Raw genomic sequence first — 23471 nt, 5'->3', positions numbered from 1 at the left:
CCCCCCTCGGCACCCGAACGGCGGATCAGCTCATGACCGGCAGCAGCTCCGAGAGGTCGGCCCGTTCCCCGCTCGCAGCGGCCTTCGCCGTGCCGAGGGCCGTCTGCCAGTCCGTGCGCCCGGTCGCGAGGCGGATCCAGGTGAGCGGGTCGGTCTCGACGACGTTCGGCGGGGTGCCGCGGGTGTGCCGGGGCCCTGCCACGCACTGGACCACGGCGAACGGCGGGACCCTGACCTCGACGGCGCCGCCGGGGGCCTTGACCGCGAGAGCGTCGGCGAGCAGCCGGGTGCAGGCGGCCAGGGCCTGACGGTCGTACGGGACGTCGAGGCCCGGTACCGCGTCGTTCAAGTCATCGGTGTGGACAGTGAGTTCGACGGTACGGGTGACCAGGAAGTCGTCGAGGCTCATCGCGCCGAACCGGGTCGGCATGAGCCGCCCCGCCGTGACATCGGGCAGCGCGTCCTCGAAGCCGGTGAGCGTACGCGCGTACAGCTCGCCCAGGTCCTCCTGCGCGGCGAAGGCCCGCGAGGCCTCGTCGACCTGCGCCGCGGCCGACGCGGTGGCGAACGGCCAGTCGAGCAGAGCCACTTCGCGGGCCGGGGGCTCCGGCATGGCGAGGAAACGGGTGGCGCCGCCGAGCGCCATCGTGAGGTGCGCGGCCAGCTCGCGGACGGTCCAGCTGCCGAGCCTGGTCGGCAGGGCCAGCTGCTCGGGCTCCAGGGCGGCGACCGCTTGTCGTACGTTCCCGAACTGGGCGAGCACGGCGGTGCGGATCTTGGCGGGGTCGTAGGTGCGCGTGCGCTTCTTGGCCGGTGGCATGGGCCGAGCCTAATTCTTCCCGGGATACCCCTGGAGACCCATTTCCACCTGGCCGAAGACGCGCTCGGCGGACGCGGCGCAGTCTCCGGCGATCTCGTCGAGCGGGTCGCCGACGAGGGTGCGCTGGTGGTTCTCCACGATGAGCGCGTTACGGGCGCCGATCAGCTGGGCGGCGGCGACGCGGGCGAGGAGCGCGTCGTCCGTCTCCTCGGCGAGCGCGTCCGCGAGCAGCTGGATGCTGCGCATGTGGAAGCTGACCATGCGGAGCGTGAGGGTCGGCGTCTCGCTGATGAGCTGGCGCAGCCTGAGGGCGCGCGGGTCGCCGCTGAGGCCGATCGACGGGTCGCGCCCGGCGATCTGCTCCAGGAACTGGCCGCGCATCGCGGCGACCGCGGAATCGCCGGGCTGCCGTTCGCGCACCGCGCGGGCCGGATCTCCGACGTGCTCCTCCATCGGGCCAACGATCGCGCCTTCCTTGGTGCCGAAGTAGTTGAAGACGGTCATCTTCGACACTTCGGCGGCCTCGGCGATCTCCGCCACGGAGACGTGGTCGAAGCCCCGCTCGGAGCAGAGGTCCACGGCGGCCTGCCAGATGCGCGACGCGGTCTGCTTCTTCTTGCGCGCGCGCAGCCCCAGCTCCTCAGTCATGCAGGTCACGGTACCGGGGCGGCCTCTTCCCGCACCGTGAACGTCTCGCCGTTCGCGGGCACCCCGAGCCCCCGCCAGCGGAACGGCACGCCCCGCGCGGTGTCCAGGTCAGGGCCGTCCATCAGCTGGAAGTGCACATGGGGTTCGGTGGAGTTCCCGGAGTTCCCGCAGCGGGCCATGACCTGTCCGGCCCGGACCGTGTCCCCGGCGCGGACGGCGAGCGATCCCTGCTGGACGTGCGCGTACATGGCGTACGTGCCGTCGCCGAGGTCGAGGGTGATGTGGTTGCCGACGATGCGGCGGGCGCCGCCCACCGTCCTGCCGACGCCCTCGACCACGAACAAGTAGAGGTACGCGAGGAGGGAGTTACGGCTGAGGTGATCACGCTGGCCGTCCTCCGCGTGGACGACGGTCGCGTCGCCGACGGCGACGAGCGGGGCGCCGAAGGCGGGAAAGGCCTTGTTGCCCCGCGCGATGGGCCAGAGCCAGGCGAAGGCGGGGCGGGCCCCCTCCTCCGGCTCGGCCACGATGTCGATGGCGTAGGTCTGCCCGAGGCCGTGCGTGCCGTGGCTCGGCACCTTGTCCGCGGGGCTGTTCAGGGCGGACCAGCGGCCGGTGACGGGCGGGGCGACCTCTACAGGGGCCGGGACCTCGACTCCTGCCCGGTGGCGGCGGGCGAACAGACCGAGCACGACGGTGGCGGCGACGAAACCGGCCGCTGGGATCACCCCCCACCAGGAGGGATAGGGCAACTCCACGAAGATCCCAGTGATCACGTGGACGAGGACGACGAGCATCAGCAACCGCTGAAGCAGCGCCGCGCACTTGCGCTGACGTACAGACATGATCGTTCCCCCAGTGGTTGATGTCCCGGTGGTTGATTTGCCGGTGGCCGGTTCAGGGCCGCGAGGCGGACAGCACCACGAGCAGCGGGACCACGCGTCCCGCGGGCACTTCGTGACGGCCGCGCCCCGTGGTGTGCAGCCAGCCGGCGCCGGTCAGTTGGCGCAGGTGGTGGTAGATCTGGCCGGTGGTGCCGATGTCGTCGAGCGCGGCCAGTTCGGCGGCGGTGCGGCGCCCGCCGAGGATCTCCCGCAGCAGCCGGAGCCGCACGGGGCTACCGAGCGCGGCGAAGGACTCGGCGGCCTCGGACCAGTCATCGCCGAGCAGCTGCTCGGTGGTGTGGCCGTACTGCCACTCGTACCGCTCGCCCGTCGGCACGCGCACCGCTCCGGTGAACACGACGGCGCCGTCCGGGAGCTGAGCTTCGGGCAGTCGCGCCTTCAGCGCCTCCAGGGCCCAGAAGTCACCTCCTGCGACGGTGGGCGCGGCGGTTTCCGCGCTCTCCAGCTCGGCCATGCGGCGCTCCAGCTCGGCAACGCGCTCTTCCAGATCCATGGAAGCATCATTACGTAATTACGTAATCTCTGCAAGGCGATCTCTGCAAGGCGATCTCTGCAATACGTGTACGCGGACACGACGAAGCCCCCGCCCGGATCAATGGATCCGAACGGGGGCGACGGCAGGAGAACCTCAGGCGAAGAGCCCCGGAAGGGTCCCCTCATGCGCCTCGCGGACCTCGCTCAGCGGCAGCGTGAACTCACCCTGCAGCTCCACGGCGTCACCGTCGACCACACCGATGCGCGTCGCGGGCAGGCCCCGCGCCCCGCACATGTCGGTGAAGCGCAGCTCCTCGGAGCGGGGGACGGACACGACCGCACGCCCCGCCGACTCGCTGAACAGAAGGGTGAACGCGTCGAGCCCGTCCGGGACGACCAGGCGCGCGCCCTTCCCGCCACGCAGGCACGACTCGGCGACGGCCTGCGCGAGGCCACCGTCGGAGAGGTCGTGCGCGGCGTCGATCATGCCGTCGCGCGAGCCCGAGATGAGGATGTCGGCGAGCAGTCGCTCGCGCTCCAGGTCGACCTTCGGGGGAAGCCCGCCGAGGTGGTCGTGGATGACCTGCGACCAGGCGGAACCGCCGAACTCCTCGGTGGTGTCACCGAGCAGGTAGAGCAGCTGGCCCTCTTCGGTGAACGCGATCGGCGTGCGGCGCGCCACGTCGTCGATCACACCGAGCACCGAGACCACCGGGGTCGGGTGGATGGCCGCCTCGCCCGTCTGGTTGTAGAGCGAGACGTTGCCGCCGGTGACCGGGGTGCCCAGGATCTGGCAGGCGTCGGCGAGGCCACGGGTGGTCTCGGCGAACTGCCACATGACGTCCGGGTCCTCGGGCGAACCGAAGTTCAGGCAGTCCGAGACGGCGAGCGGCTTGGCGCCGGTCGCGGCGACGTTGCGGTACGCCTCCGACAGGGCGAGCTGCGCGCCGGCGTACGGGTCGAGCTTCGAGTAGCGGCCGTTGCCGTCGTTCGCGAGGGCGACACCGAGGCCGGACTCCTCGTCGATGCGGACCATGCCGGAGTCCTCGGGCTGCGCGAGCACCGTGTTGCCCTGCACGAAACGGTCGTACTGGTCGGTGACCCACGCCTTCGAGGCCTGGTTCGGCGACGCGACGACCGCGAGCACCTGGTCGCGGAGCTCCTTCGAACTCGCGGGCCGGGCAAGCTTGTTGGCGTCGTCCGCCTGGAGGGCGTCCTGCCACTGCGGGCGCGCGTAGGGGCGCTCGTAGACCGGGCCGTCGTGGGCGACGGTGCGCGGGTCGAGGTCGACGATCTTCTCGCCGTGCCAGAAGATCTCCAGGCGGTCGCCGTCGGTCACTTCACCGACGACGGTGGCGATGACGTCCCACTTCTCGCAGATCGCGAGGAAACGCTCGACCTTCTCGGGCTCGACGACCGCGCACATGCGCTCCTGCGACTCACTCATGAGGATTTCCTCGGGAGTGAGCGTGGAGTCGCGAAGGGGTACGTCGTCCAGCTCGACGCGCATGCCGCCGGAGCCGTTGGACGCCAACTCCGAGGTCGCGCAGGAGAGTCCGGCCGCGCCGAGGTCCTGGATTCCGACGACCAGCTTCTCGGCGAAGGCCTCCAGGGTGCACTCGATGAGGAGCTTCTCCTGGAAGGGGTCACCGACCTGGACGGCCGGACGCTTCGACGGCTTCGTGTCGTCGAAGGTCTCGGAGGCCAGGATCGAGGCGCCGCCGATGCCGTCGCCGCCGGTGCGGGCCCCGTAGAGGATGACCTTGTTGCCGGGGCCGGAGGCCTTCGCCAGGTGGATGTCCTCGTGCCGCATGACGCCGATGGCACCGGCGTTGACCAGCGGGTTGCCCTGGTAGCAGGCGTCGAAGACGAGCTCGCCGCCGATGTTCGGCAGGCCCAGGCAGTTGCCGTAGCCGCCGATGCCCGCGACGACACCCGGGAGGACACGCTTCGTGTCGGGGTGGTCGGCGGCGCCCATCCGCAGCGGGTCCACGACCGCGACCGGGCGTGCGCCCATCGCGATGATGTCGCGGACGATGCCGCCGACACCGGTGGCCGCGCCCTGGTAGGGCTCGACGTACGAGGGGTGGTTGTGCGACTCGACCTTGAAGGTGACCGCGTAGCCGTTGCCGACGTCGACGACACCGGCGTTCTCGCCGATCCCGACGAGCATCGCGTCGTTCTCAGGGGCCTTCTCGCCGAACTGGCGGAGGTGGACCTTGCTGCTCTTGTACGAGCAGTGCTCGGACCACATGACGGAGTACATGGCGAGCTCGGCGCCGGTGGGACGGCGGCCCAGGATCTCGCGTACGCGCGCGTACTCGTCTTCCTTCAGGCCCAGTTCGGCCCAGGGCAGCTTGACGTCGGGAGTCTCGGCTGCGTGCTTGACGGTGTCCAGAGTCATGCGTTGACCAGCTTCTTCAGGATCGAGGTGAAGAATCCGAGGCCGTCGGTGCGGCCGGTCCCGACCAGCGGCTCCACGGCGTGCTCGGGGTGCGGCATGAGGCCGACGACATTGCCCGCCTCGTTCGTGATGCCGGCGATGTCACGGAGCGAGCCGTTGGGGTTGCCGTCCAGGTACCGGAAGGCGACGCGGCCCTCGGCCTCCAGCATGTCCAGGGTCCGCTCGTCGGCCGTGTACTGGCCGTCGATGTTCTTGAGCGGGATCCGGATCTCCTGCCCGGCCGTGTAGTCGGCGGTCCAGGCGGTCCGGTCCGACTCCACGCGCAGCTTCTGCTCGCGGCAGATGAAGTGCAGGTGGTTGTTCCTCAGCATCGCGCCCGGCAGCAGGTGCGACTCGGTGAGCACCTGGAAGCCGTTGCAGATACCGAGAACCGGCATCCCCGCCTTCGCCTGCGCGATGACCGACTCCATGACGGGCGAAAACCGCGAAATGGCCCCGGCCCGGAGATAGTCGCCGTACGAGAATCCGCCGGGAAGCACCACGGCGTCGACCTGCTTCAGGTCCTTGTCCCGGTGCCAGAGCGGCACTGCTTCGGCGCCGGCGACGCGGACGGCGCGCTGGGTGTCGCGGTCGTCGAGCGTTCCGGGGAAAGTGACGACTCCGATTCGAGCAGTCACTTCTCTTCCTCCACCTTTACGAAGAAGTCCTCGATCACGGTGTTGGCGAGGAAGGTTTCCGCCATCTCGTGGATACGGGCGAGGGCTGCGTCATCGACGGGCCCGTCCACCTCGAGTTCGAAGCGCTTTCCCTGACGTACGTCGGCGATCCCCTTGAATCCAAGCCGCGGCAGTGCACGCTGCACCGCCTGGCCCTGGGGGTCGAGGATCTCCGGCTTGAGCATGACGTCGACTACGACGCGTGCCACTGGCACTCCCGGTGTGTGGTGCTGGCTGAGCGGTCCCTTCAGACTACCCGTACAAAAATTCTACTCGCGTAGATTCGTAGAAACCTACGTGAGGACGGTCACGTTCCTGCTCCTACTCGTGTATCGAACAGGGCACCTTCGCGAAAAATCCAGGAAAAGATCACGCACCGCCATTGCGTCCGGACACGCGGGCGGATTTAGTCGGGCTTCACAATGCAATGCCGGGCACTGTACAAAGGAAAAGGCATTAGCCGATCCTTTGCACATAACAGTGCCCATAACAGCCGGACAGTCGGCATCACCGCACGTCAACTGCGGTAGAGCCGCACGAAGGGACCGATATTCGTGGCGCAGCGTGTCGTGGTCACTCTCTCTGACGACATCGACGGCGGGGATGCGGCGGAGACGATCGCCTTCGGTCTTGACGGCAAGTCGTACGAGATCGACCTCAATCAAACCAATGCCAAGAAACTGCGCAAGGCGCTCGCCCCGTACCTGGACGCGGCCCGCAAGCAGTCGAAGTCGGGCAAGGCCTTCAAGCACACGACGGTGGCGGCGAACCCCGCGGCCGTCCGCGCCTGGGCCCGCTCGCACCAGATGGACGTGCCGCCGCGCGGCCGCATCCCGAAGAAGGTCTACGAGGCCTTCGAGGCGGCCAACTGACGCTCCGGCCCACCCTGGCCCGCACCCTGGCCGCACCCGGTCCACCCCGGCCGACCTCGGCCGATGGCCGGCCAGGACCGCCCCTCGGCAACCGACTTGACCTGCACCCCCGCCGGTCGGCTAAAGTCTGGAGCACGCCGAGGGGCAAGGCCGAAAGGCCCGAACCTCACGGAGTCTTGCGGGTGTAGTTCAGTAGTAGAACATCCCCCTTCCAGGGGGAAGGCGCAGTGTGCAATTCCTGTCACCCGCTCTGCATCGCCGATCAGGCACTCTTTCGAGTGCGGTAGGCTGGTGCTCGCGCCGATCAGTGAGAGCTGGTCGGAGGCAATGCGAACGTAGCTCAGTTGGTAGAGCGCAACCTTGCCAAGGTTGAGGTCGCGAGTTCGAACCTCGTCGTTCGCTCCAGAGAAGAAGGCCCCGGTCATCGCGACCGGGGCCTTCTTCGTTCCCCGCCCAGGTCCCCTTCTTCCTTCTGACATTTGTCATGCGAGCCGGTGACAGCGCGCACTGCTCCGGCGCTCGCGGCCGGGGGACGCTCTACTCATGACTGACCAAGTGATCGACGTGACCGATCTACGGCGCGTGTACGGGGGCGGTTTCGAGGCGGTCCGAGGAGTCTCGTTCTCCGTCGGACGGGGTGAGCTCTTCGCACTGCTCGGAACGAACGGCGCGGGCAAGACCTCCACCGTCGAACTCCTCGAAGGGCTCGCCCCACCCGCCGGGGGGCGGGTGCGGGTGCTCGGGCACGATCCGTACACCGAGCGCGGCGCCGTGCGCCACCGGATCGGTGTGATGCTCCAGGAGGGCGGCTTCCCCTCCGAACTGACCGTCGCGGAGACCATACGGATGTGGGGGGCGTGCACCAGCGGCGCCCGTCCCGCCGCGGAGGCCCTGGACATGGTGGGCCTCGGCAAGCGGGCCGGCGTCCGCGTGAAGATGCTCTCCGGCGGTGAGAAGCGGCGGCTCGACCTGGCCACGGCCCTCATCGGGCGGCCCGAGGTGCTGTTCCTCGACGAGCCGACGACCGGGCTCGACGCCGAAGGGCGCCGCGAGACCTGGGAGTTGGTGCGGGCCCTGCGCGACGGCGGCACGACCGTGCTGCTCACCACGCACTACCTCGAAGAGGCCGAGAACCTCGCCGAACGGCTCGCGATCCTCCACGAGGGACGGATCGCGGCCGCGGGCCGGGTCGCCGACGTGGTGGCCGAACAGCCCTCGCACGTCTCCTTCGAACTCCCCGCCGGGTACTTCGTCGGGGACCTGCCGCCGCTCGGTGAGCTCGGGGTGAGCGAGCACGAGATCGTCGGCGGCCGGGTCCGGCTGCGCACGCACGAGTTGCAGCGGGCGGCCACGGGACTGCTGCTGTGGGCCCGGGACGCGAACGTCGAGCTCGGCAGGCTCGACGTGCGGGCGGCCTCGCTGGAGGAGGCGTTCCTGCGGATCGCGCGGGAGGCCGAAGGTACGGCCGCTGTGGCACAGAAGGAGACCGTGGCATGAGTACGACGACGATGACCCCCGCAGCGACGACGACCCCCGCAGGGCGGATGTGGGCGCTCGCGCAGGCCGAGCTGACGCTGCTCGGGCGCGCCAAGGGGACGTTGTTCGCGGCGCTGTTCGTGCCGCTGGTGCTGCCGTTCAGCGTGCGGCAGGCTGCGGAGGGCATGGATCTCAAGGGGACGGGGCTCTCGGTCGGGACCATCGTGCTGCCCGGTGCCATCGGGTTCTCGCTGATCTTCGCTGTCTACTCGGCGCTGACGGCCGTGTTCGTGGCCCGGCGCGAGGAGCTCGTCCTGAAGCGGCTGCGCACCGGAGAGCTGCGGGACCCGGAGATCCTTGCCGGAGCCGCGCTGCCCTCGGTCGCCATCGGCGTGACGCAGTGTGTGCTGCTCGCGGTCGGCTGTGCGGTGCTCCTCGACGCGGGGGCGCCGAGCGCTCCCCATCTCGCCGTACTGGGACTGCTGCTGGGGCTCGTGATCTGCACCGCGCTGGCCGCGGTCACCGGCAGCTTCAGCAGGTCCGCGGAGTCCGCGCAGGTCATGAGCATGCCGCTGATGTTCGTCTCGATGGGCGGCTCCGGTCTCTTCATCCCCTTCGAGATCATGCCCGACAAGCTCGCGTCGGTCTGCGAGCTGCTGCCGCTCTCGCCGGTGATCACGCTGGTGCGCGGCGGCTGGACCGGGGAGCTCTCCGGCTCCGACACCCTGGGCGCGCTCCTCACCGCTGTGGCCTGGACCGTGGTCTCGGTGTTTGCTGTACGACGGTGGTTCCGCTGGGAGCCGCGTCGTTGAGGAAGGGGTCGGACGTGGTGGTCGGCGACCGGGTGCGGGGGTGGAAGCGGGAGTGGCGTGACCTCGGGAAGATCGAGAAGGTCGAACTCCAGAGCGTGGCCATGTGGCACGCCATGCCCTGGCTCTTCTTCTTCAGCTGGATGTCGGTGCCGCTGGGTGTGAGCGTGCGGCACGAGACCCTCCCGGTGATCCTCGGCTGCACGCTGGTGGGAGTGGCCGTCCTGCAGTGCGTGCACGTCAACCGCACGGTGCGCCGCTCCATCGACCACTTCCTGGGACGCGCGGAGCCACCGCACCGTGACCTCGCCGTATCGCTCGGGCTGCTGGTCGTGGCGCTGGGCCTGGTGCTCGCCCTGCAGGCCCTGGACGGGGTCAAGGAGGCGACGCTCGTCCTCGCCACGATGTTCGCGGTGATGCCCTACGGACAGTCGCTGGCCTTCGCCGTACCGATCCGTACGTACTTCATCCGGTTCGCCGTGATCGACACCGCGATAGTGGCCGGGTCCGCCGCGGTCGGCGTCCGGGACGGTCAGCTCGTGGCCACGGCCCTGGTGATCGCCTTCGGCACGCTGGTCGCCCTGCTCTCGTCGCGCTGCGGCGCCTGGACGCTCTCCGTGATGTGGGAGGCCGACCGGGCCCGCGAGGTCGAGGCGCGGCTCGCGGTCGCCGAGGAGCGGCTGCGGTTCGGGCGTGACCTGCATGACGTGATGGGGCGCAACCTCGCCGTCATCGCGCTGAAGAGCGAGCTGGCCGTGCAGCTGGCCAAGCGGGGGCGGCCCGAAGCCGTGGACCAGATGGTCGAGGTGCAGCGGATAGCCCAGGAGTCACAGCGGGAGGTGCGGGAAGTGGTCCGGGGGTATCGGGAGGCCGACCTCGCGGTGGAACTCGCCGGTGCGCAGAGCGTCCTCGAAGCGGCGGGGATCGACTGCCGCGTGGCCGGGTCGTCCGCCGGGCTGCCGGTCTCGGTGCAATCCGCCCTGGGCTGGGTCGTGCGAGAGGCGACCACCAATGTGCTGCGGCACGGGGACGCGCAGCGGTGCGACATCACTCTGGCGATCACCGACGACCGTACGTCGTTGGTCGTCGAGAACGACGGGGTGCCCGAGACCGCGCCGGAGGGCAGGAAGGGCTCCGGCCTCGAAGGGCTGCGCGAGCGGCTCGCCGCGGTGGGCGGGACGCTGGACTTCACGTCCGGCGACGGCCACTTCCGCCTCACCGCCGAGGTGCCCTCGGCCAGGCAACAGGACGTGCGCCCACAGGACGACAGCATCCGGCCGCCCCACCAACAGGAAGTCGAAAGGGTCACGCGATGAGTCTGCGTGTGCTGCTCGCCGATGACGAGCACCTCATCCGCGGCGCCCTCGCCGCGCTCCTCGCGCTCGAGGACGACCTCGTCGTGGTCGCCGAGGCCGCCACGGGGCCGGAGGCGCTCGCCATGGCGCGGGCGCACCGGCCCGATGTGGCCGTGCTCGATCTGGAGATGCCGGGCGCCGACGGTGTGAGTGTGGCCACATCGCTGCGGGACGAACTGCCGCACTGCCGCACGATGATCGTGACGAGTCATGGCAGACCGGGTCATCTGAAGCGGGCACTCGCGGTGGGCGTACGGGGCTTCGTGCCGAAGACCGTGAGCGCGCAGCGCCTCGCCGAGATCATCCGTACCGTCCACGCAGGTAACCGTTATGTGGACCCGGAGTTGGCAGCCGACGCGATCTCCGCAGGGGACTCGCCACTGACCGTCCGCGAGGCCGAGGTGCTCGAACTCGCCGCCGACGGGGCGCCCGTCGCGGAGATCGCCGAACGGGCGGCGCTGTCCCAGGGAACCGTCCGGAACTACCTCTCCTCGGCCGCCACCAAGATAGGTGCGGAGAACCGTCATGCCGCGGTACGTCTCGCACGCGAGCGAGGTTGGGTATAGTTGGCTTCGCGCTTCGGCGCAGCGCGGACGTAGCTCAGTTGGTAGAGCGCAACCTTGCCAAGGTTGAGGTCGCCAGTTCGAACCTGGTCGTCCGCTCCACAAGAAGAACCCCCGGTGCCTCTCGGCGCCGGGGGTTCTTCGCGTTCCTGGGGGCTGCTCGCGGCAGCCCGCGGGCTGCCGTTACCAGGCCATGCCGGTCAGACGCTCGTACGCCTCGATGTACTTGGCGCGCGTGGCGTCCACCACGTCCTGCGGGAGCGGGGGTGGCGGCTGCTCGCTCTTGCGGTCCCAGCCGGAGGCCGGCGAGGTCAGCCAGTCGCGGACGAACTGCTTGTCGAACGACGGCTGGGCGCGGCCCGGCTGCCAGCTGTCCGCGGGCCAGAAGCGGGACGAGTCCGGGGTGAGCACCTCGTCGGCGATGACCAGCGTCTCTCCCTCGAAGCCGAACTCGAACTTCGTGTCGGCGAGGATCACGCCGCGGTCGCGGGCGATGTCACGGGCGCGGCCGTAGACCGCGAGGGTCGACTGGCGGAGCTGGGCCGCGGTCTCCGCGCCCACCTGGCGGGCCACTTCCTCGTAACTCACGTTCTCGTCGTGCTCGCCGACCTCCGCCTTCGTGGCGGGCGTGAAGATCGGGCCGGGCAGCTCCGAGCCGTCGCTCAGGCCTTCGGGCAGCGCGAGGCCGCAGACGGTGCGCGTGTCGTTGTACTCGACCAGGCCCGAGCCCGTGAGATAGCCGCGGGCCACACACTCGACCGGGACCATCGCCAGGGACTTGCAGACCGTGGTGCGGCCCTCCCAGTCGGCGGGGGCGCCGGGCGGGACGTCGGTGGAGATGACGTGGTTCGGGACGAGATCGGCGAGCTGGTCGAACCACCACAGGGAGAGCTGCGTGAGAACCCTGCCCTTGTCGGGAATCTCCGTGGGCAGCACCCAGTCGTAGGCGGACATGCGGTCGCTCGCGACCATCACGAGGTCGCCCGCCTCGTTGCGGTACAGGTCGCGCACCTTGCCGGTGTGCACGTGCACCAGGCCCGGCACCTGAAGCGGCTCGGGCTTTTCTACGAATCCGGACACGGTTCCTCCCCGTGGTTATGACTGAGTGCTGCTGATTCTCCCGCATGGGGAGGCGGCTCCCGGCCAGGGGGATGCCGGTGGGCGGTCAGGGGGCCGCCCGGCGGTACGACGGCCGCGCTCAGTCGCGTTTGCAGATGCGGTCCAGGAGGTTGGCCGTGGCGCGCTGGACGCGGGTGTCCACATGGCCGGGGCGGTCGAGCGCCGGGGACCAGGCGAAGGTGCCCGACGCGAAGACCAGGGCGCCGGAGGGGGCGCGGTAGAGCGACGACTCCTGATGGCGCGTGACGCCGTCGGAGTCCTCGTACGGGGAGTGGGCGAGCAGGATGCGGTGCTGGTGTTCCGGGAGCGCGGTGCGCGGGAAGTACCGGTCGGCCTCGCCCGCGACCAGGCCGTCGATCTCGTCCCCTTCGTGCGCCCCGGTCGCCTCCCACAGCCAGTGGTCGGCGTTGCGCACGACGAGGGGGGCGGGTTCGGGGACCCGGCCCGCGTACTGGATGCCGAGGAGCTGCTGCTCAGCCTTGTCCTGCTCCCGCCACAGAGCCGGTCGGCCGGGGCCGTGGCGCTTGCGGCAGGTCAGCAGGCGGTCTTCGACGCCGGACGGTGAAGGGCCCAACTCCACTTGCCAGTACATGGTGTTGGCGGAGAGGAAGACGAGGGACGTGCCGTGCTCGCGGGCCTTCTCCGTGGTGCGGCGCATGTTCGCCGACCAGTACTCGTCGTGGCCCGGGAAGACCAGGCCCCGGTAGCGGGTCGGATCGATGCGGCCCGCGTGCAGGTCGCGGGTGTCGGCGTACGCGAGGTCGTAGCCGTACCGCTCGGCCCAGCGGATGAAGTCGTAGGCGTGGCCGACGTGCAGGGGCAGGCCCGCGCCCGCGTACGGGCGGTCGAAGGAGACCGTGTGGGCGGCCTCGCTCTCGCCGAGGAGCCGACCCTTCTCGTCCCACGCGTGGTAGAGACTCGCGCCGGTACGGCCGTCCTCGGGGTAGAGGTTGTACGCCTGCCAGGTGATGTCCGGCAGGAGCAGGAGCAGATCGGCACGGTGGTCGTCGCGGACCGTGAACGGCACGTGCGAGCGGTATCCGTCGACGGTGGTGAGGACCGCCACGTACGCGCCGACGCTCCAGTAACTCGGGATCTGCAGACGCCAGGAGAGCCACCAGTGGTGGCAGGAGACCGTGCGGTCCGCGGCGAGCGGGGGCGGCTGGACGATGCCCGAGAGGCGCGGGCTCGTGGTGATCTTCGAGGCGCCGTCTCCGCCGTAGTGCCCGATGCGGTAGATGTCGACGAAGAACTGCTGGGGCGGGTCCACCGTGACGTGGAAGTCGATCGCCCCACCGGGGGCCGCGGCGCCGGTGGAGGCGAATCCCTTGATCTGACCGTGCACGTCGTCGGCGGTACGCGGGCCGTTCGTACGGATGCGGTGGCGGGGCGCGGGGATGTTCTGCGCGCCGGGGGACGGGGCGTGGTCGATGTACCAGGGGACGACCTGGCCCGTGTCGTCGAAGTAGTGCTCGGCGCCTCGGAGCCAGGGCAGGGGCCCCTGGCCGAAGGGGTCGGTCACGGCGTGCGCCAAGGCGCCCGATTCCCACCTGCGGATCTGCTCCGACCCCATGTGTGTACCCCTCCCTCGCTGCTCCCCCGAGATTGCTCTGCGCTGTGCGATGCGAGTTGTCGTGCGGTGCGAGTTGTTGTGCGGCGCGTCCCCTGTGCGGTGCTGCTGGCAGGTCCGGACCGGCGGTCGATCCCAGCACATCACATTACGCACGCACTCCGTCACCGTTCGTCGCTAATCGACGAGAACGGAAGGGAGTGTTCCGGGGAGTTGGGGGGCTGAGGGGAGTTGGGCGAGGGGAGGTGAGCGAGGGGACTTGAGCCCGGGGGGGGAGCGAGGGCGGCCCCGGCTCAGACCAGCCGGAGCTCAGACCAACCGGACCGGCTTCTCCGGGCGGACGCCCCAGCGGGCCAGCCAGCCGCGCAGCGGGATGGGGTCGCCGTCCTCCACGAGGCTCAGGACGTGCGGCGTGAGATCCGCCGCGCGCTCGCCGTCGACCAGGAGGGAGGGACCGTCCAGCCAGTCGAGACCGGGAGCGGCGCCCGCCGTGTCCACGGCCGCGCAGCAGACCAGCGCCGTGACGTGATCGGCCAGCAACTCCCGTCCTGTACGCGGTGGTTGGAGCGGGAAGAGGGGCAGCATTCCGTCGTCCCAGAGCGCGTCGTCCGGGCCCTGTCCCGTGGGCGCGGGGCGCGGCGGGGCGGCGGCTTCCTCGCGGGCGAGCTCCGCGGAGAGGCCTGCGGCCAGGCGACCGCCGGGCCCGTCGGAGTCCTCGGAGTCCTCGGAGTCCTCGGAGTCCTCGGAGCTGTCGGCGTCGAAGGGGTCGGTGGCGGGGTCGCTGGGGGCGGCGGTGGCGGGGTCGCCGGGGGGAGCTGGGCTGACGGGATTGTCGGAGGCGTGGGTGGCGGCAGTGGCGTAGGTGGGCTCTTCGCCGTACGCGGGTGAGTTGCCGGGCACGGGCGCCTCGCCGGGCACGGGTGCCTCGCTGGGCATGGATGCCGCGCCGGGCACGGGTGCCTCGCCGGGCATGGATGCCTCGCCCGGCACGGGTGCCTCGCCGGGCATGGATGCCTCGCCCGGCACGGGTGCCTCGCTGGGCGTGGATGCCGCGCCCAGCACGGGTGCCTCGCCTGGCAGCACTGCCCCTTCGCCGTCCGCGGATCCATGTCCGCGCCCATGCACTTCGCTATCGGGGGTGCGGGTCTGAGCACTGCCCGAGGTGCCGGCCACAGCACTACCCGGGGTGCCAGCCACAGCACTACCCGAGGTGCCGACCGCAGCACTACCCGAGGTGCCGGCCCCAGCGCTGCCCGTGGCGCGGGACGAGTCGGGCGCCCCCGCACGGGCGGAGCCCTCCGCCGTCAAGTGGTCCAGGACGCGGCCCAGCGTCGGGCCCTTGGAGGCGGGTGCCGTCGCGTCGGCGGAGTGGCTGATGCCCAGGGAGTCCAGGACGCGGTGGAGGCGGGCCGCGTCCATGCGCCACTTGCGGTCCACGACCTCGTCCGGATACTCCTGCCACGCCACCGGCGCCCAGTCCGGACTCTGCTCGGCGGGGCCACCGTGGAAGAGGCGGGCGGCGAGCAGCGAAGCCGCCTCGTCCACCGAACCCGGCTCCTCCAGGAGGTCACACGCGGGGCGCTCGCCCAGGCGGGACGTGAAGCCCTCGGCCAGGCGGTCCCTGCGGGAGAGCTCGGTGAGGGCGGAGACGACGCCCGCGTCGAGGCGCGAGGGCCAGCGGCCCATCCGCCAGGCGGGCAGCGCGACCTTGGTCAGGAGCCGGTCCCACCCGGCATACGCCAGGCCCACCTGCTCCTGGGCGACGATCCGCACGCCGTAGTCCACGGCCTGGGCGCGCTCGGCGGCGGCTGCCGCGACGCCGCGCTCCATCTCCCCCGCATGTCCCCGGCAGCTGCGCAGGAGGAGCCGCGTCACCCAGCCGGCGCCGCCGAGGACCGCGCGCACGAGCGGACCGCGCCCCGGTGCGGAAGTGACGGCGACCGCGGCATCGAGACCGCGGATGAAACGACGCGCCGCGGCTATGTCGGGGTGCGCCGAGGGTCCCGTGCCCGCCACGACGGGGGCGAGCACCGCGCGCAGCTCGCCGACCCGCATCCACCACAGGAACGGCGAACCGATGACGAGCACCGGAGCCGCGGGTGCCTGGCGGCGCGGGGCGGGACGACTGTCCCGTACGCCATTGGTCTCTGTCGGGGCCGGGGACGCCGTCTCCGCGGGCGGGCCGTGCGCCGGGTGCGTGCGGTCCTCGAGCCAGCTGTCGCAGTCAGGGGTGAGCGCTATCGCCGACGGCGCGGGCACGTCGAGGCGGTCGGCGAGGTCCCGCACCAGGCGATACAGATCGGGGGCCGAGCCCTCGGCGATCGGGACGGTCGGGCTGACGGCGGGCCTGGAGCGCGCGACCACGAGCGCGATGCCCGCGGCGGCGAGCAGGACGAGGGCGGCGACGGCCGTCACGACGCCGCGCGCGACGTCCCAACTCCCGCCGGTCATATGGCCCGTGACTCCGCCCGCGATCAGCACGACGGCGACGGCCGCGGGCAGCAGTGCGACGGCAAGCGCCCTGCTGCGGATGCGCAGCACGGCGAGCGCCTGGGAACGTGCGGACTGCACGCCCACCTCCACACCCGTACCTGACACGACCGATGTCACCCCCTGCTGCCTGCGCCGCCTGCTGCCCGGCCGGGGGCCGGGACGACGGGCGGACGGCAGCCGCCGATGGATTTGCTCACTCCCCCACTGTGGCACCCGCCACTGACATCGCAATGCCGGTGGTCTGTTTGGCTCTGGGCACCTGAACCGCTTGCGCCGCACCCTAGTTGGGGTGCCGGGCATCGTCAGCCGGATGGGCCAGCGGTCACTCGATGGAATGGCTTTGGGTAAAGGTGGATGACGATCAGGCCCCGGATCGAGTGTCAGATCCGGGGCCTGTGGGTCCGCTGGGGCCTGCGGGACGTACGCGGGCGGGCGCTCAGCCGTCTTTGCCCCCGCCTTCCGAGGTCAGGCCTCCGACGCCGCCTTCGCCGCGATGTCCGTGCGGTGCTGGGAGCCGTCGAGGCGGATGCGGGAAAGGGCCGCGTAGGCCCGCTCGCGCGCCGCGGTCAGGTCCGTGCCGGTCGCCGTCACGGAGAGCACTCGGCCGCCCGCGCTGACCACCGCGTCGCCGTCGCGCTTCGTCCCCGCGTGCAGGACGTACGCGTCCGGGGCATCCTGTGCCGCCACATCCGCGAGGCCCTCGATGGGGTCGCCGGTGCGCGGGGTCTCCGGATAGTTGTGCGAGGCGATGACCACGGTGACCGCGGCGTCGTCGCTCCAGCGCAGCGGGGGGAGGTCGACGAGGGTGCCGTTCGCCGCGGCGAGCAGGACTCCGGCGAGGGGGGTCTTCAGGCGGGCGAGGACGACCTGCGTCTCGGGGTCGCCGAAGCGTGCGTTGAACTCGATGACGCGTACGCCGCGGCTGGTGATCGCCAGGCCCGCGTACAGCAGCCCCGAGAACGGGGTGCCGCGCCGCCGCAGCTCGTCGACGGTCGGCTGGAGCACGCTCTGCATGACCTCGTCGACCAGCTTCGGGTCGGCCCAGGGAAGCGGCGAGTACGCGCCCATGCCGCCGGTGTTCGGCCCTTCGTCCCCGTCGAGCGCGCGCTTGAAGTCCTGCGCGGGCTGGAGCGGGACGACGGTGATGCCGTCCGTGATGGCGAAGAGGGAGACCTCGGGGCCGTCGAGGAACTCCTCGATGACTACGCGGTCGCAGGCGAGGGCGTGCGTGCGGGCGGCCTCGATGTCGTCGGTCACGACGACGCCCTTGCCGGCGGCGAGGCCGTCGTCCTTGACGACGTACGGCGCCCCGAAGGCGTCGAGGGCTTCGTCGACCTCTTCCGGGGTCGTGCAGACGTAGGACCGGGCGGTGGGCACGCCTGCTCCCGCCATCACGTCCTTGGCGAAGGCCTTGGAGCCCTCCAGCTGGGCGGCCTCCTCGGAGGGGCCGAAGCAGGGGATGCCGGCTTCGCGCACGGCGTCGGCGACTCCGGCGACCAGGGGCGCCTCCGGGCCCACGATCACCAGCTCGGCGCCGAGGGTGGTGGCGAGGGCGGACACCGCGCTGCCGTCGAGGGCGTCGACCGCGTGCAGCTCGGCCACGTCCGCGATGCCGGCGTTGCCGGGGGCGCAGTACAGGGCGGAGACTTCGGGGTCGAGGGACAGAGAGCGGCACAGGGCGTGTTCGCGGGCACCACTGCCGATGACGAGGACCTTCACGGACGCCAGCCTAGCTGCCGCGGGCCCGTGCCTTCGTACGGGAACCCCAGCCGCGGGGGCTCCTCGCCTTGTACGTTCCTCCAGCCTGGGGCGGCTTCACTCCCTCTCGGGGCCCGCGTTCGCGCGAACAAGGCCGCCGCTTCGCGGCGAATGTTCCCCGCCCACCCACCCGATCACCCCGCGGCACTGCCCTGACCGCAGGACCGAAAACACCCGCCGGGAAACGGGCGGGCGGGCGGGACATGCCAGGAGCCACCACACCCGGCAGGCAAAACACTCCCCACGTCACAGATGCACCGCCGGGTAACGGGCGGGCGGGCGGGAAACATCCGCCGCGAAGCGGGCGGGACAGGTGAGGACTCAAGCCGCGCGCCCCGCAGCCGTCCAGTCGCCCCCGCTCAGGCCCCGCCAAGGGCCCCTCAGGGTTCGTTGTTGAATTCCTCGACGATCGTGGCGCCCAGTTCCCTGACGATCAGGTCGTGGCCGGACAGGGCCGACTCCACCAGGTCGGGATCGTCGTCCGCCCAGGTGTCGTCCTCTGGGGAGACATGGTCCGGGACCCGCCGCTCCGGGGCCGGAGCGGGAGCCGGGGCTGGAGCGGGCGCGGGCGCGGCCGGCGCCCGGCTCGCGGCGGGCGACGCGGGCGACTGCTGGGGCGGAGCCGGTCGCGAGGGCGGCTGCGGCGCGCCGCCCCCGAAGTTCCCCGCGGCGGGCGGCGGCGCCGAGCCCCCCGAGGGGTCGACGATGGCCTCGACCTTCCACTGCACCCCGAACTGCTCGGACAGCGCCTGCCGCAGCACATCCTCACTGCCGCTGCTGGCGAAGTTGTCCCGCGCCCCCGGGTTCACGAAGCCGATCTGCAGTGTCGTCCCGTCGAAGCCCGCCACCTGGGCGTTCTGGCTCAGCAGGATCCAGGTGAAGCGGCGGCGGCCCTTCACCGCCTCAAGGATGTTCGGCCACAGGGAACGGGGATCGGGCCCGCCCACCGCGCCCGCCGCCGGGGCGGGAGCCGGAGCATGGGCAGGGGCAGGACCAGGAGCCGAAGCCGAAGCCGCCGCAGCAGGCCCCGCCGAGGCAGGCGCCGCCGGAGCCGACGCACCGCCCCCCGCAGCCGCGGCCGTGGGCCAGCCACCCGGACGCGGGGCCTCCGAAGGAGCGGGAGCGGAGACAGCGGGCTCGCCCTGCTTCGGTCCGCGACCGGGCGCCGAAGCCGTGGGCCACCCACCAGGGCGACGCTCACCGGAAGGCACCGCAGGCGACGCCTCCGGAGCCGGAGCCTGCACCGGCGGCGCAACAGCCGGAGCCTCGGCTTCAGGAGCCGCGGGAACAGAAGCAGCGGCAGCAGCGGGTGCCGAATCACCAGCCCCCGAAGAAGCGGCACCGGGAGATCCGGCACCCGGAGAGCCGGCACCCGTCCCCCCACCACCCCGCACAGCAGCCCGAGCCGCCGCGGCCCCGCCCCCCGGCGCTACCGGCGAACCCTGCGGATCAGCGGGCCCCGCATGAGCGTCAGGCCCAGGAACGTACGCCATCGCGGGACCAGGGCCGGCCCCAGGCCCAGGCCCGGACCCGCCCCCCACCTGCGGTCCCGCCATGAAGTTGCCGCCACGCTCCAGCCGGTCGAGGCGGGCCATGAGCGAGCGCTCGTCGTCGTACGCGGCCGGAAGCAGCACGCGCGCGCAGATCAGCTCCAGCTGCAGCCGGGGCGATGTCGCCCCCCGCATCTCCGTGAGGCCTTCGTTCACGAGGTCGGCCGCGCGGCTGAGCTCGGCGCCGCCGAAGACGCCCGCCTGTGCCTGCATCCGCTCCACGACGTCCGAGGGAGCGTCGATGAGCCCCTTCTCCGCCGCGTCCGGCACCGCCGCGAGGATCACCAGGTCCCGCAGCCGCTCCAGGAGATCGGCGACGAAGCGCCGGGGGTCGTTGCCGCCCTCGATGACGTGGTCGACGATCTCGAAGGCGGCGGCTCCATCCCCCGACGCGAAGGCCTCCACCACGGAGTCGAGCAACGACCCGTCCGTGTAACCGAGAAGGGACGTCGCCATGGCATACGTCACACCGTCGTCCGCCGCGGACGCGAGCAGCTGGTCCATGACGGACATCGAGTCACGCACGGAACCGGCGCCGGCCCGCACGACCAGCGGGAACACGCCCTCCTCGACGGCCATCTGCTCCCGCCCGCACACCTCCGCCAAGTACTCGCGAAGCGTCCCGGGCGGCACGAGCCTGAACGGATAGTGGTGCGTACGCGACCGGATCGTCCCGATGACCTTCTCGGGCTCCGTCGTCGCGAAGATGAACTTGAGGTGCTCCGGCGGCTCCTCGACCACCTTCAGGAGGGCGTTGAAGCCCGCCGAGGTGACCATGTGGGCCTCGTCGATGATGTAGATCTTGTACCGACTGCTCGCCGGGCCGAAGAAGGCCTTCTCGCGCAGGTCACGAGCGTCGTCCACACCGCCGTGCGAAGCGGCGTCGATCTCGATGACGTCGATCGAACCCGGGCCGTTCCTCGCCAGGTCCTGGCAGGACTGGCACTCGCCGCAGGGCGTCGGAGTGGGACCTTGCTCACAGTTGAGACAGCGGGCCAGGATGCGCGCGCTCGTCGTCTTGCCGCAGCCGCGCGGACCACTGAACAGGTATGCGTGATTGACCCGGTTGTTGCGCAGCGCCTGCTGCAACGGGTCGGTTACATGCTCCTGCCCGATGACCTCGGCGAACGACTCCGGGCGATAGCGGCGGTACAACGCGAGAGACGACACACATACGAGGTTAATGGCGCCCACTGACAACACGTACCGCGAACGCAAAGCGCCCCCCACGCACCCGCCAGAGCCAACCTACCCTTGCTGCCTTCCGGCCCTGGGGGAGTTCAGTCAGATAGCGCCACGTGAGGGGCTGAGCCCCACCTTAGCCGATCCCCCGCCCCGGAAGCGACGCCCGCCCCCGCCCGGACCGCACCCCCGAACGATCTCGGGAGCGATCTTTGGACCGGAGGCGGATCTGGTTCGCGAGCACTCCTCAACGTCTTGTATTGTTTGCGGCGGAGGATTCGCCTAGTGGCCTAGGGCGCACGCTTGGAAAGCGTGTTGGGGGCAACCCCTCACGAGTTCGAATCTCGTATCCTCCGCCAGTGCCTCACCGGGCACGAGGTTGATGGGCCCCACTGTTCGCAGTGGGGCCCTTCGACGTTACGGGGCCCAAGGGGTCGACGTTACGGGCCTCAGCGGTCGACGAAGAAGCTGTCGTGCTTCACGAGGAACTCGCCGAACTCCTTGCCGCCCTTCTGGGCCGTCTCCGCCCACCTGTTCGAAGTGCTCCTCGCGCGGGGCGCCCGGTGAGACAGGCCGCCGACCGGGACGTAGAGGAAGTCGCCGGGGCCGCCGGTGATCCAGCGGTCTCCGTCGTAGAGCTGGACCTGGCCGGACAGGACGAAGAAGGACTCCGAGATCCACTTGTGGAAGTGGGTGCTCGGGCCCGGGGACTTCGCGGCCAAGTCGACCCTGTAGAGGCCGAATTCGCCTTTAGGACATGCGCTGCTCCTTCGTTGATGACGCGGCCTTGCGATGCCGCCTTGCGATGCCGCCTTGTGATGCGGCCGTGTGATGCGGCCGTGTGACGTGGCCAGTTGGCGCTCACTGGGGGGAGGCTGGCTTTAGTCACGGGGCGCCCACTCGCCCTGTTAGTTGTGCGTAAGGGTTCACCGGGCAGAGTTAAGCTGGGCTGCATGCTTGATACGCGGCGTATGCAAGTCCTCCGGGCAGTGGTCACCAGCGGCTCCGTGAGTGCCGCGGCCCGCAACCTCGGGTACACGCCCTCCGCGGTGAGCCAGCAGATGGCGGCCCTGGAGAAGGAGGCGGGCATCCCCCTCCTGGAGCGCACCGGGCGCGGGGTGCGGGCGACGGACGCCGGGCGGCTGCTCACCGAGTACGCCGTCACGATCGGCAAGCAGCTCGCCGAGGCGGAGACCGCGCTCGCCGCGCTGCGGGCGGGGCGGACGGGCCGGGTCTCCATGCGGTACTTCACGACGGCGGGCGCGCGGCTTGTCGCCCCGGCGCTGGCCGCGCTGCGGCGCGCGCAGCCCGGTGTGCAGGTCGAGTTGAAGCTGTCGGATGTCGGCGATGCGATGCCGGAAGTACGGGACCACTGGGCGGACTTGGCACTCGTCGTGCGGCCGCCGGGTCAACTCGGCGTGGACGGCGTCCGGTTCGAGCACCTCCTGGACGACCGGTTCCACGCGGTACTCCCCGCGGGGCACCCCCTCGCGGAGAAGCGGCTGCTCGACATGACGGACCTGGCCGACGAGCCGTGGGTCGCGAGCGAGTCGCCCGGCCCCTGCCTCGACCCCATCCTCGACGCGTGCGGCGCGGCAGGATTCAGCCCGGACTTCGTGGTGGAGAGCGGGGACTACGCCACCGCGCAGGGTTTCGTCGCCGCGGGCCTCGGCGTCAGCCTCGTACCGGAACTCGGCCTGGACGCGCCCCACTCCGGGGTGGTCGTCCGCGAGGTCCGCAACCCCACGCCGGTCCGTTCGATCTACGCGGCGGTACGGGGCCCCGCGCCGGACCGCCCGGCGGTGGGTGGCCTCCTGGACGCGTTGCGGGACGCGGTGACTCAGCTCGGCGGAACCACGGCTCCCGGCGCCGCGTAACACCGCACGGTGACGGTCTGCTCAGGGCTCCAGTGCTGCCGGCCCGTGCCGAGGAACTGCCAGCCCGTACGTTCGTAGAGCGCGGTCGCGGAGGTGTCGGACTCGACGACGTCCAGGACGGGCGACAACCCCAACTCCCGGGCCTCGGCCACGACCCGCTCCAGCAGCCGCGCCCCGATCCCATGCCCTCGGGCCCCCGGCGCGACGAACAGCCTGCTGACCACGGCGGTCTCTTCGACGGCCACGCCTTCGCGCCCGCTCCACAGCGCGGGCGCCACGTCGTCGGCCCCGCTCCGGCAGAGCGCCACATGCCCCACGACACGGTCGTCGAGTTCGGCGACCCAGGCCCCGACGAGCGAACCACCGGCCAGCCAATCGGCGGGCTGCTCGGGCCAGTTGGTGGGGTAGCCGTCCGTCACGTGCACCTGAGCGAGGGCTTTTACACAGGTGGGGAGGTCCGGGTCCCTGCGGCTGCGGATGGAGGTGCGGGTGCGCGGCGCGGAGGTTTGGCTCATCGCGGTATGCAAGCACAGGCGAGCGCCGCCTCCCTGCCCCCGGTCCCCTGGCGCTATCGTCGGGTTCCAGACAGAGCCTGCATGACATGGGGGAGGCGGCCGCCGATGGCGCCGGATGAGGCTGTGATCGGGTGTACCGGCGAACTCGTCGTCGGTACGCGCGGATCTGCGGGGCCCGGCGAGGTCCTGGTGCGGATCCGCGGGGGGTCCGAGACGTTTCTCGCCTGGTCCGACGAACCGCTGCCGCACGGCGCCGCCGTACTCGTGATCGAGTCACGGGGCAGCCGCCAGGTCGATGTCATCAAGTGGGCGGACCCGTTGGAGGCGTTGGCCGGCGACGGTGCCGGCGGCGCCGGTTGAGGAGT

The 23471-nt window shown here is 71.1% G+C and carries 21 protein-coding genes, 4 tRNA genes and 1 other RNA gene; 11 read left to right on the top strand and 15 right to left on the bottom strand.

The window, feature by feature from the left end; translation table 11 throughout:
* Positions 1 to 25: 25 nt before the first annotated feature.
* The 7 genes from ACIBCK_RS31865 to purS form a co-directional block, all read right to left on the bottom strand.
* Positions 26 to 820 (bottom strand): sterol carrier family protein, encoded by a 795-nt coding sequence (locus ACIBCK_RS31865; RefSeq protein ID WP_399395866.1) that lies wholly within the window; start codon positions 818 to 820, stop codon positions 26 to 28.
* 9 nt (positions 821 to 829) lie between these two features.
* Positions 830 to 1468 carry a TetR/AcrR family transcriptional regulator gene (locus ACIBCK_RS31860; RefSeq protein WP_399395864.1) on the bottom strand — a complete coding sequence of 213 codons (639 nt, stop codon included), beginning with the start codon at positions 1466 to 1468 and terminating at the stop codon, positions 830 to 832.
* 5 nt (positions 1469 to 1473) lie between these two features.
* Complete coding sequence (locus tag ACIBCK_RS31855; protein WP_399395862.1) at positions 1474 to 2313, bottom strand: M23 family metallopeptidase; 840 nt, start codon at positions 2311 to 2313, stop codon at positions 1474 to 1476.
* 52 nt (positions 2314 to 2365) lie between these two features.
* Positions 2366 to 2866 carry an ArsR/SmtB family transcription factor gene (locus ACIBCK_RS31850; protein ID WP_399395861.1) on the bottom strand — a complete coding sequence of 167 codons (501 nt, stop codon included), beginning with the start codon at positions 2864 to 2866 and terminating at the stop codon, positions 2366 to 2368.
* Positions 2867 to 3001: 135 nt separating this feature from the next.
* On the bottom strand, positions 3002 to 5251 hold the full coding sequence (gene purL, locus ACIBCK_RS31845) for a phosphoribosylformylglycinamidine synthase subunit PurL (RefSeq protein ID WP_399395859.1): 2250 nt from the start codon (positions 5249 to 5251) through the stop codon (positions 3002 to 3004).
* Positions 5248 to 5928 (bottom strand): phosphoribosylformylglycinamidine synthase subunit PurQ, encoded by a 681-nt coding sequence (gene purQ, locus ACIBCK_RS31840; protein WP_367043567.1) that lies wholly within the window; start codon positions 5926 to 5928, stop codon positions 5248 to 5250. Before purQ ends, purL begins: the two co-directional genes overlap by 4 nt.
* A complete protein-coding gene (purS, locus tag ACIBCK_RS31835; protein ID WP_135332092.1) occupies positions 5925 to 6176 on the bottom strand; it encodes a phosphoribosylformylglycinamidine synthase subunit PurS in 252 nt (83 codons plus the stop codon). Before purS ends, purQ begins: the two co-directional genes overlap by 4 nt.
* Before the next feature lie 345 nt (positions 6177 to 6521).
* Between purS and ACIBCK_RS31830 the strand changes: the two genes are divergently transcribed.
* From ACIBCK_RS31830 to ACIBCK_RS31795, 8 genes are all read left to right on the top strand, one after another.
* Positions 6522 to 6839, top strand: coding sequence for an Lsr2 family protein (locus ACIBCK_RS31830; protein ID WP_344522189.1), 318 nt, complete (start codon positions 6522 to 6524; stop codon positions 6837 to 6839).
* A 178-nt stretch (positions 6840 to 7017) separates the two neighbouring features.
* A tRNA-Gly gene (locus ACIBCK_RS31825) sits at positions 7018 to 7089 on the top strand.
* 79 nt (positions 7090 to 7168) lie between these two features.
* Positions 7169 to 7244 (top strand) — tRNA-Gly (locus ACIBCK_RS31820).
* A 138-nt stretch (positions 7245 to 7382) separates the two neighbouring features.
* Positions 7383 to 8336: an ABC transporter ATP-binding protein gene (locus tag ACIBCK_RS31815; RefSeq protein WP_399395856.1), complete on the top strand. Its 954-nt coding sequence runs from the start codon at positions 7383 to 7385 to the stop codon at positions 8334 to 8336.
* Positions 8333 to 9127: an ABC transporter permease gene (locus ACIBCK_RS31810; protein WP_399395854.1), complete on the top strand. Its 795-nt coding sequence runs from the start codon at positions 8333 to 8335 to the stop codon at positions 9125 to 9127. Before ACIBCK_RS31815 ends, ACIBCK_RS31810 begins: the two co-directional genes overlap by 4 nt.
* Positions 9124 to 10440, top strand: a complete 1317-nt coding sequence (locus ACIBCK_RS31805; RefSeq protein ID WP_399395853.1) for a sensor histidine kinase — start codon at positions 9124 to 9126, stop codon at positions 10438 to 10440. The genes ACIBCK_RS31810 and ACIBCK_RS31805 overlap by 4 nt, the downstream gene beginning before the upstream one ends.
* Positions 10437 to 11045 (top strand): response regulator transcription factor, encoded by a 609-nt coding sequence (locus ACIBCK_RS31800; RefSeq protein WP_367043571.1) that lies wholly within the window; start codon positions 10437 to 10439, stop codon positions 11043 to 11045. The genes ACIBCK_RS31805 and ACIBCK_RS31800 overlap by 4 nt, the downstream gene beginning before the upstream one ends.
* Positions 11046 to 11068: 23 nt before the next feature.
* A tRNA-Gly gene (locus ACIBCK_RS31795) sits at positions 11069 to 11144 on the top strand.
* 81 nt (positions 11145 to 11225) lie between these two features.
* On the opposite strand, the gene ACIBCK_RS31790 is transcribed toward ACIBCK_RS31795, so the two are convergent.
* The 6 genes from ACIBCK_RS31790 to ffs form a co-directional block, all read right to left on the bottom strand.
* Positions 11226 to 12122, bottom strand: coding sequence for a phosphoribosylaminoimidazolesuccinocarboxamide synthase (locus ACIBCK_RS31790; protein WP_399395850.1), 897 nt, complete (start codon positions 12120 to 12122; stop codon positions 11226 to 11228).
* 118 nt (positions 12123 to 12240) lie between these two features.
* Positions 12241 to 13734 (bottom strand): N,N-dimethylformamidase beta subunit family domain-containing protein, encoded by a 1494-nt coding sequence (locus tag ACIBCK_RS31785; RefSeq protein ID WP_399395848.1) that lies wholly within the window; start codon positions 13732 to 13734, stop codon positions 12241 to 12243.
* A 306-nt stretch (positions 13735 to 14040) separates the two neighbouring features.
* Positions 14041 to 16329 carry a hypothetical protein gene (locus tag ACIBCK_RS31780; protein WP_399395846.1) on the bottom strand — a complete coding sequence of 763 codons (2289 nt, stop codon included), beginning with the start codon at positions 16327 to 16329 and terminating at the stop codon, positions 14041 to 14043.
* A 360-nt stretch (positions 16330 to 16689) separates the two neighbouring features.
* Entirely contained in the window at positions 16690 to 17943 is a 1254-nt protein-coding gene (gene purD, locus ACIBCK_RS31775; protein WP_399395844.1) for a phosphoribosylamine--glycine ligase, read from the bottom strand.
* Between the two features lie 419 nt (positions 17944 to 18362).
* Positions 18363 to 20702 carry a DNA polymerase III subunit gamma and tau gene (locus tag ACIBCK_RS31770; protein ID WP_399395842.1) on the bottom strand — a complete coding sequence of 780 codons (2340 nt, stop codon included), beginning with the start codon at positions 20700 to 20702 and terminating at the stop codon, positions 18363 to 18365.
* 42 nt (positions 20703 to 20744) lie between these two features.
* An RNA gene (ffs, locus tag ACIBCK_RS31765) (signal recognition particle sRNA small type) lies at positions 20745 to 20843 on the bottom strand.
* A gap of 142 nt (positions 20844 to 20985) precedes the next feature.
* Here ffs and ACIBCK_RS31760 point away from each other — a divergent pair.
* A tRNA-Ser gene (locus ACIBCK_RS31760) sits at positions 20986 to 21073 on the top strand.
* A gap of 90 nt (positions 21074 to 21163) precedes the next feature.
* Here the strand turns inward: ACIBCK_RS31760 and ACIBCK_RS31755 are convergent.
* The gene (locus ACIBCK_RS31755; protein ID WP_399395840.1) at positions 21164 to 21436 is read right to left on the bottom strand and encodes a cupin domain-containing protein; all 273 of its coding nucleotides are present in this window, start codon (positions 21434 to 21436) and stop codon (positions 21164 to 21166) included.
* A 231-nt stretch (positions 21437 to 21667) separates the two neighbouring features.
* Between ACIBCK_RS31755 and ACIBCK_RS31750 the strand changes: the two genes are divergently transcribed.
* A complete protein-coding gene (locus ACIBCK_RS31750; protein WP_399395838.1) occupies positions 21668 to 22591 on the top strand; it encodes a LysR family transcriptional regulator in 924 nt (307 codons plus the stop codon).
* Here ACIBCK_RS31750 and ACIBCK_RS31745 read toward each other — a convergent pair.
* Positions 22555 to 23106 carry a GNAT family N-acetyltransferase gene (locus ACIBCK_RS31745; RefSeq protein WP_399395835.1) on the bottom strand — a complete coding sequence of 184 codons (552 nt, stop codon included), beginning with the start codon at positions 23104 to 23106 and terminating at the stop codon, positions 22555 to 22557. The genes ACIBCK_RS31750 and ACIBCK_RS31745 overlap by 37 nt on opposite strands.
* A gap of 105 nt (positions 23107 to 23211) precedes the next feature.
* Here ACIBCK_RS31745 and ACIBCK_RS31740 point away from each other — a divergent pair, with 105 nt between their 5' ends.
* A complete protein-coding gene (locus ACIBCK_RS31740; protein ID WP_367043579.1) occupies positions 23212 to 23466 on the top strand; it encodes a hypothetical protein in 255 nt (84 codons plus the stop codon).
* Positions 23467 to 23471 lie beyond the last annotated feature (5 nt).

Origin of the sequence: Streptomyces sp. NPDC051218 (assembly GCF_044455475.1) — a bacterium.
In the GTDB taxonomy this organism is placed as follows: Bacteria; Actinomycetota; Actinomycetes; order Streptomycetales; family Streptomycetaceae; genus Streptomyces.
Note: the sequence above shows the minus strand (reverse complement) of the source record. Positions and strands in the feature narration are given on the sequence as shown.

Excerpts from the sequence above, each read along its gene's own strand:
- ACIBCK_RS31865 (WP_399395866.1), bottom strand. The coding sequence starts at position 820 with ATGCCACCGGCCAAGAAGCGCACGCGCACCTACGACCCCGCCAAGATC.
- ACIBCK_RS31860 (WP_399395864.1), bottom strand. The coding sequence starts at position 1,468 with ATGACTGAGGAGCTGGGGCTGCGCGCGCGCAAGAAGAAGCAGACCGCG.
- ACIBCK_RS31855 (WP_399395862.1), bottom strand. The coding sequence starts at position 2,313 with ATGTCTGTACGTCAGCGCAAGTGCGCGGCGCTGCTTCAGCGGTTGCTG.
- ACIBCK_RS31850 (WP_399395861.1), bottom strand. The coding sequence starts at position 2,866 with ATGGATCTGGAAGAGCGCGTTGCCGAGCTGGAGCGCCGCATGGCCGAG.
- purL (WP_399395859.1), bottom strand. The coding sequence starts at position 5,251 with ATGACTCTGGACACCGTCAAGCACGCAGCCGAGACTCCCGACGTCAAG.
- ACIBCK_RS31815 (WP_399395856.1), top strand. The coding sequence starts at position 7,383 with ATGACTGACCAAGTGATCGACGTGACCGATCTACGGCGCGTGTACGGG.
- ACIBCK_RS31810 (WP_399395854.1), top strand. The coding sequence starts at position 8,333 with ATGAGTACGACGACGATGACCCCCGCAGCGACGACGACCCCCGCAGGG.
- ACIBCK_RS31800 (WP_367043571.1), top strand. The coding sequence starts at position 10,437 with ATGAGTCTGCGTGTGCTGCTCGCCGATGACGAGCACCTCATCCGCGGC.
- ACIBCK_RS31785 (WP_399395848.1), bottom strand. The coding sequence starts at position 13,734 with ATGGGGTCGGAGCAGATCCGCAGGTGGGAATCGGGCGCCTTGGCGCAC.
- ACIBCK_RS31750 (WP_399395838.1), top strand. The coding sequence starts at position 21,668 with ATGCTTGATACGCGGCGTATGCAAGTCCTCCGGGCAGTGGTCACCAGC.
- ACIBCK_RS31745 (WP_399395835.1), bottom strand. The coding sequence starts at position 23,106 with ATGAGCCAAACCTCCGCGCCGCGCACCCGCACCTCCATCCGCAGCCGC.
- ACIBCK_RS31740 (WP_367043579.1), top strand. The coding sequence starts at position 23,212 with ATGGCGCCGGATGAGGCTGTGATCGGGTGTACCGGCGAACTCGTCGTC.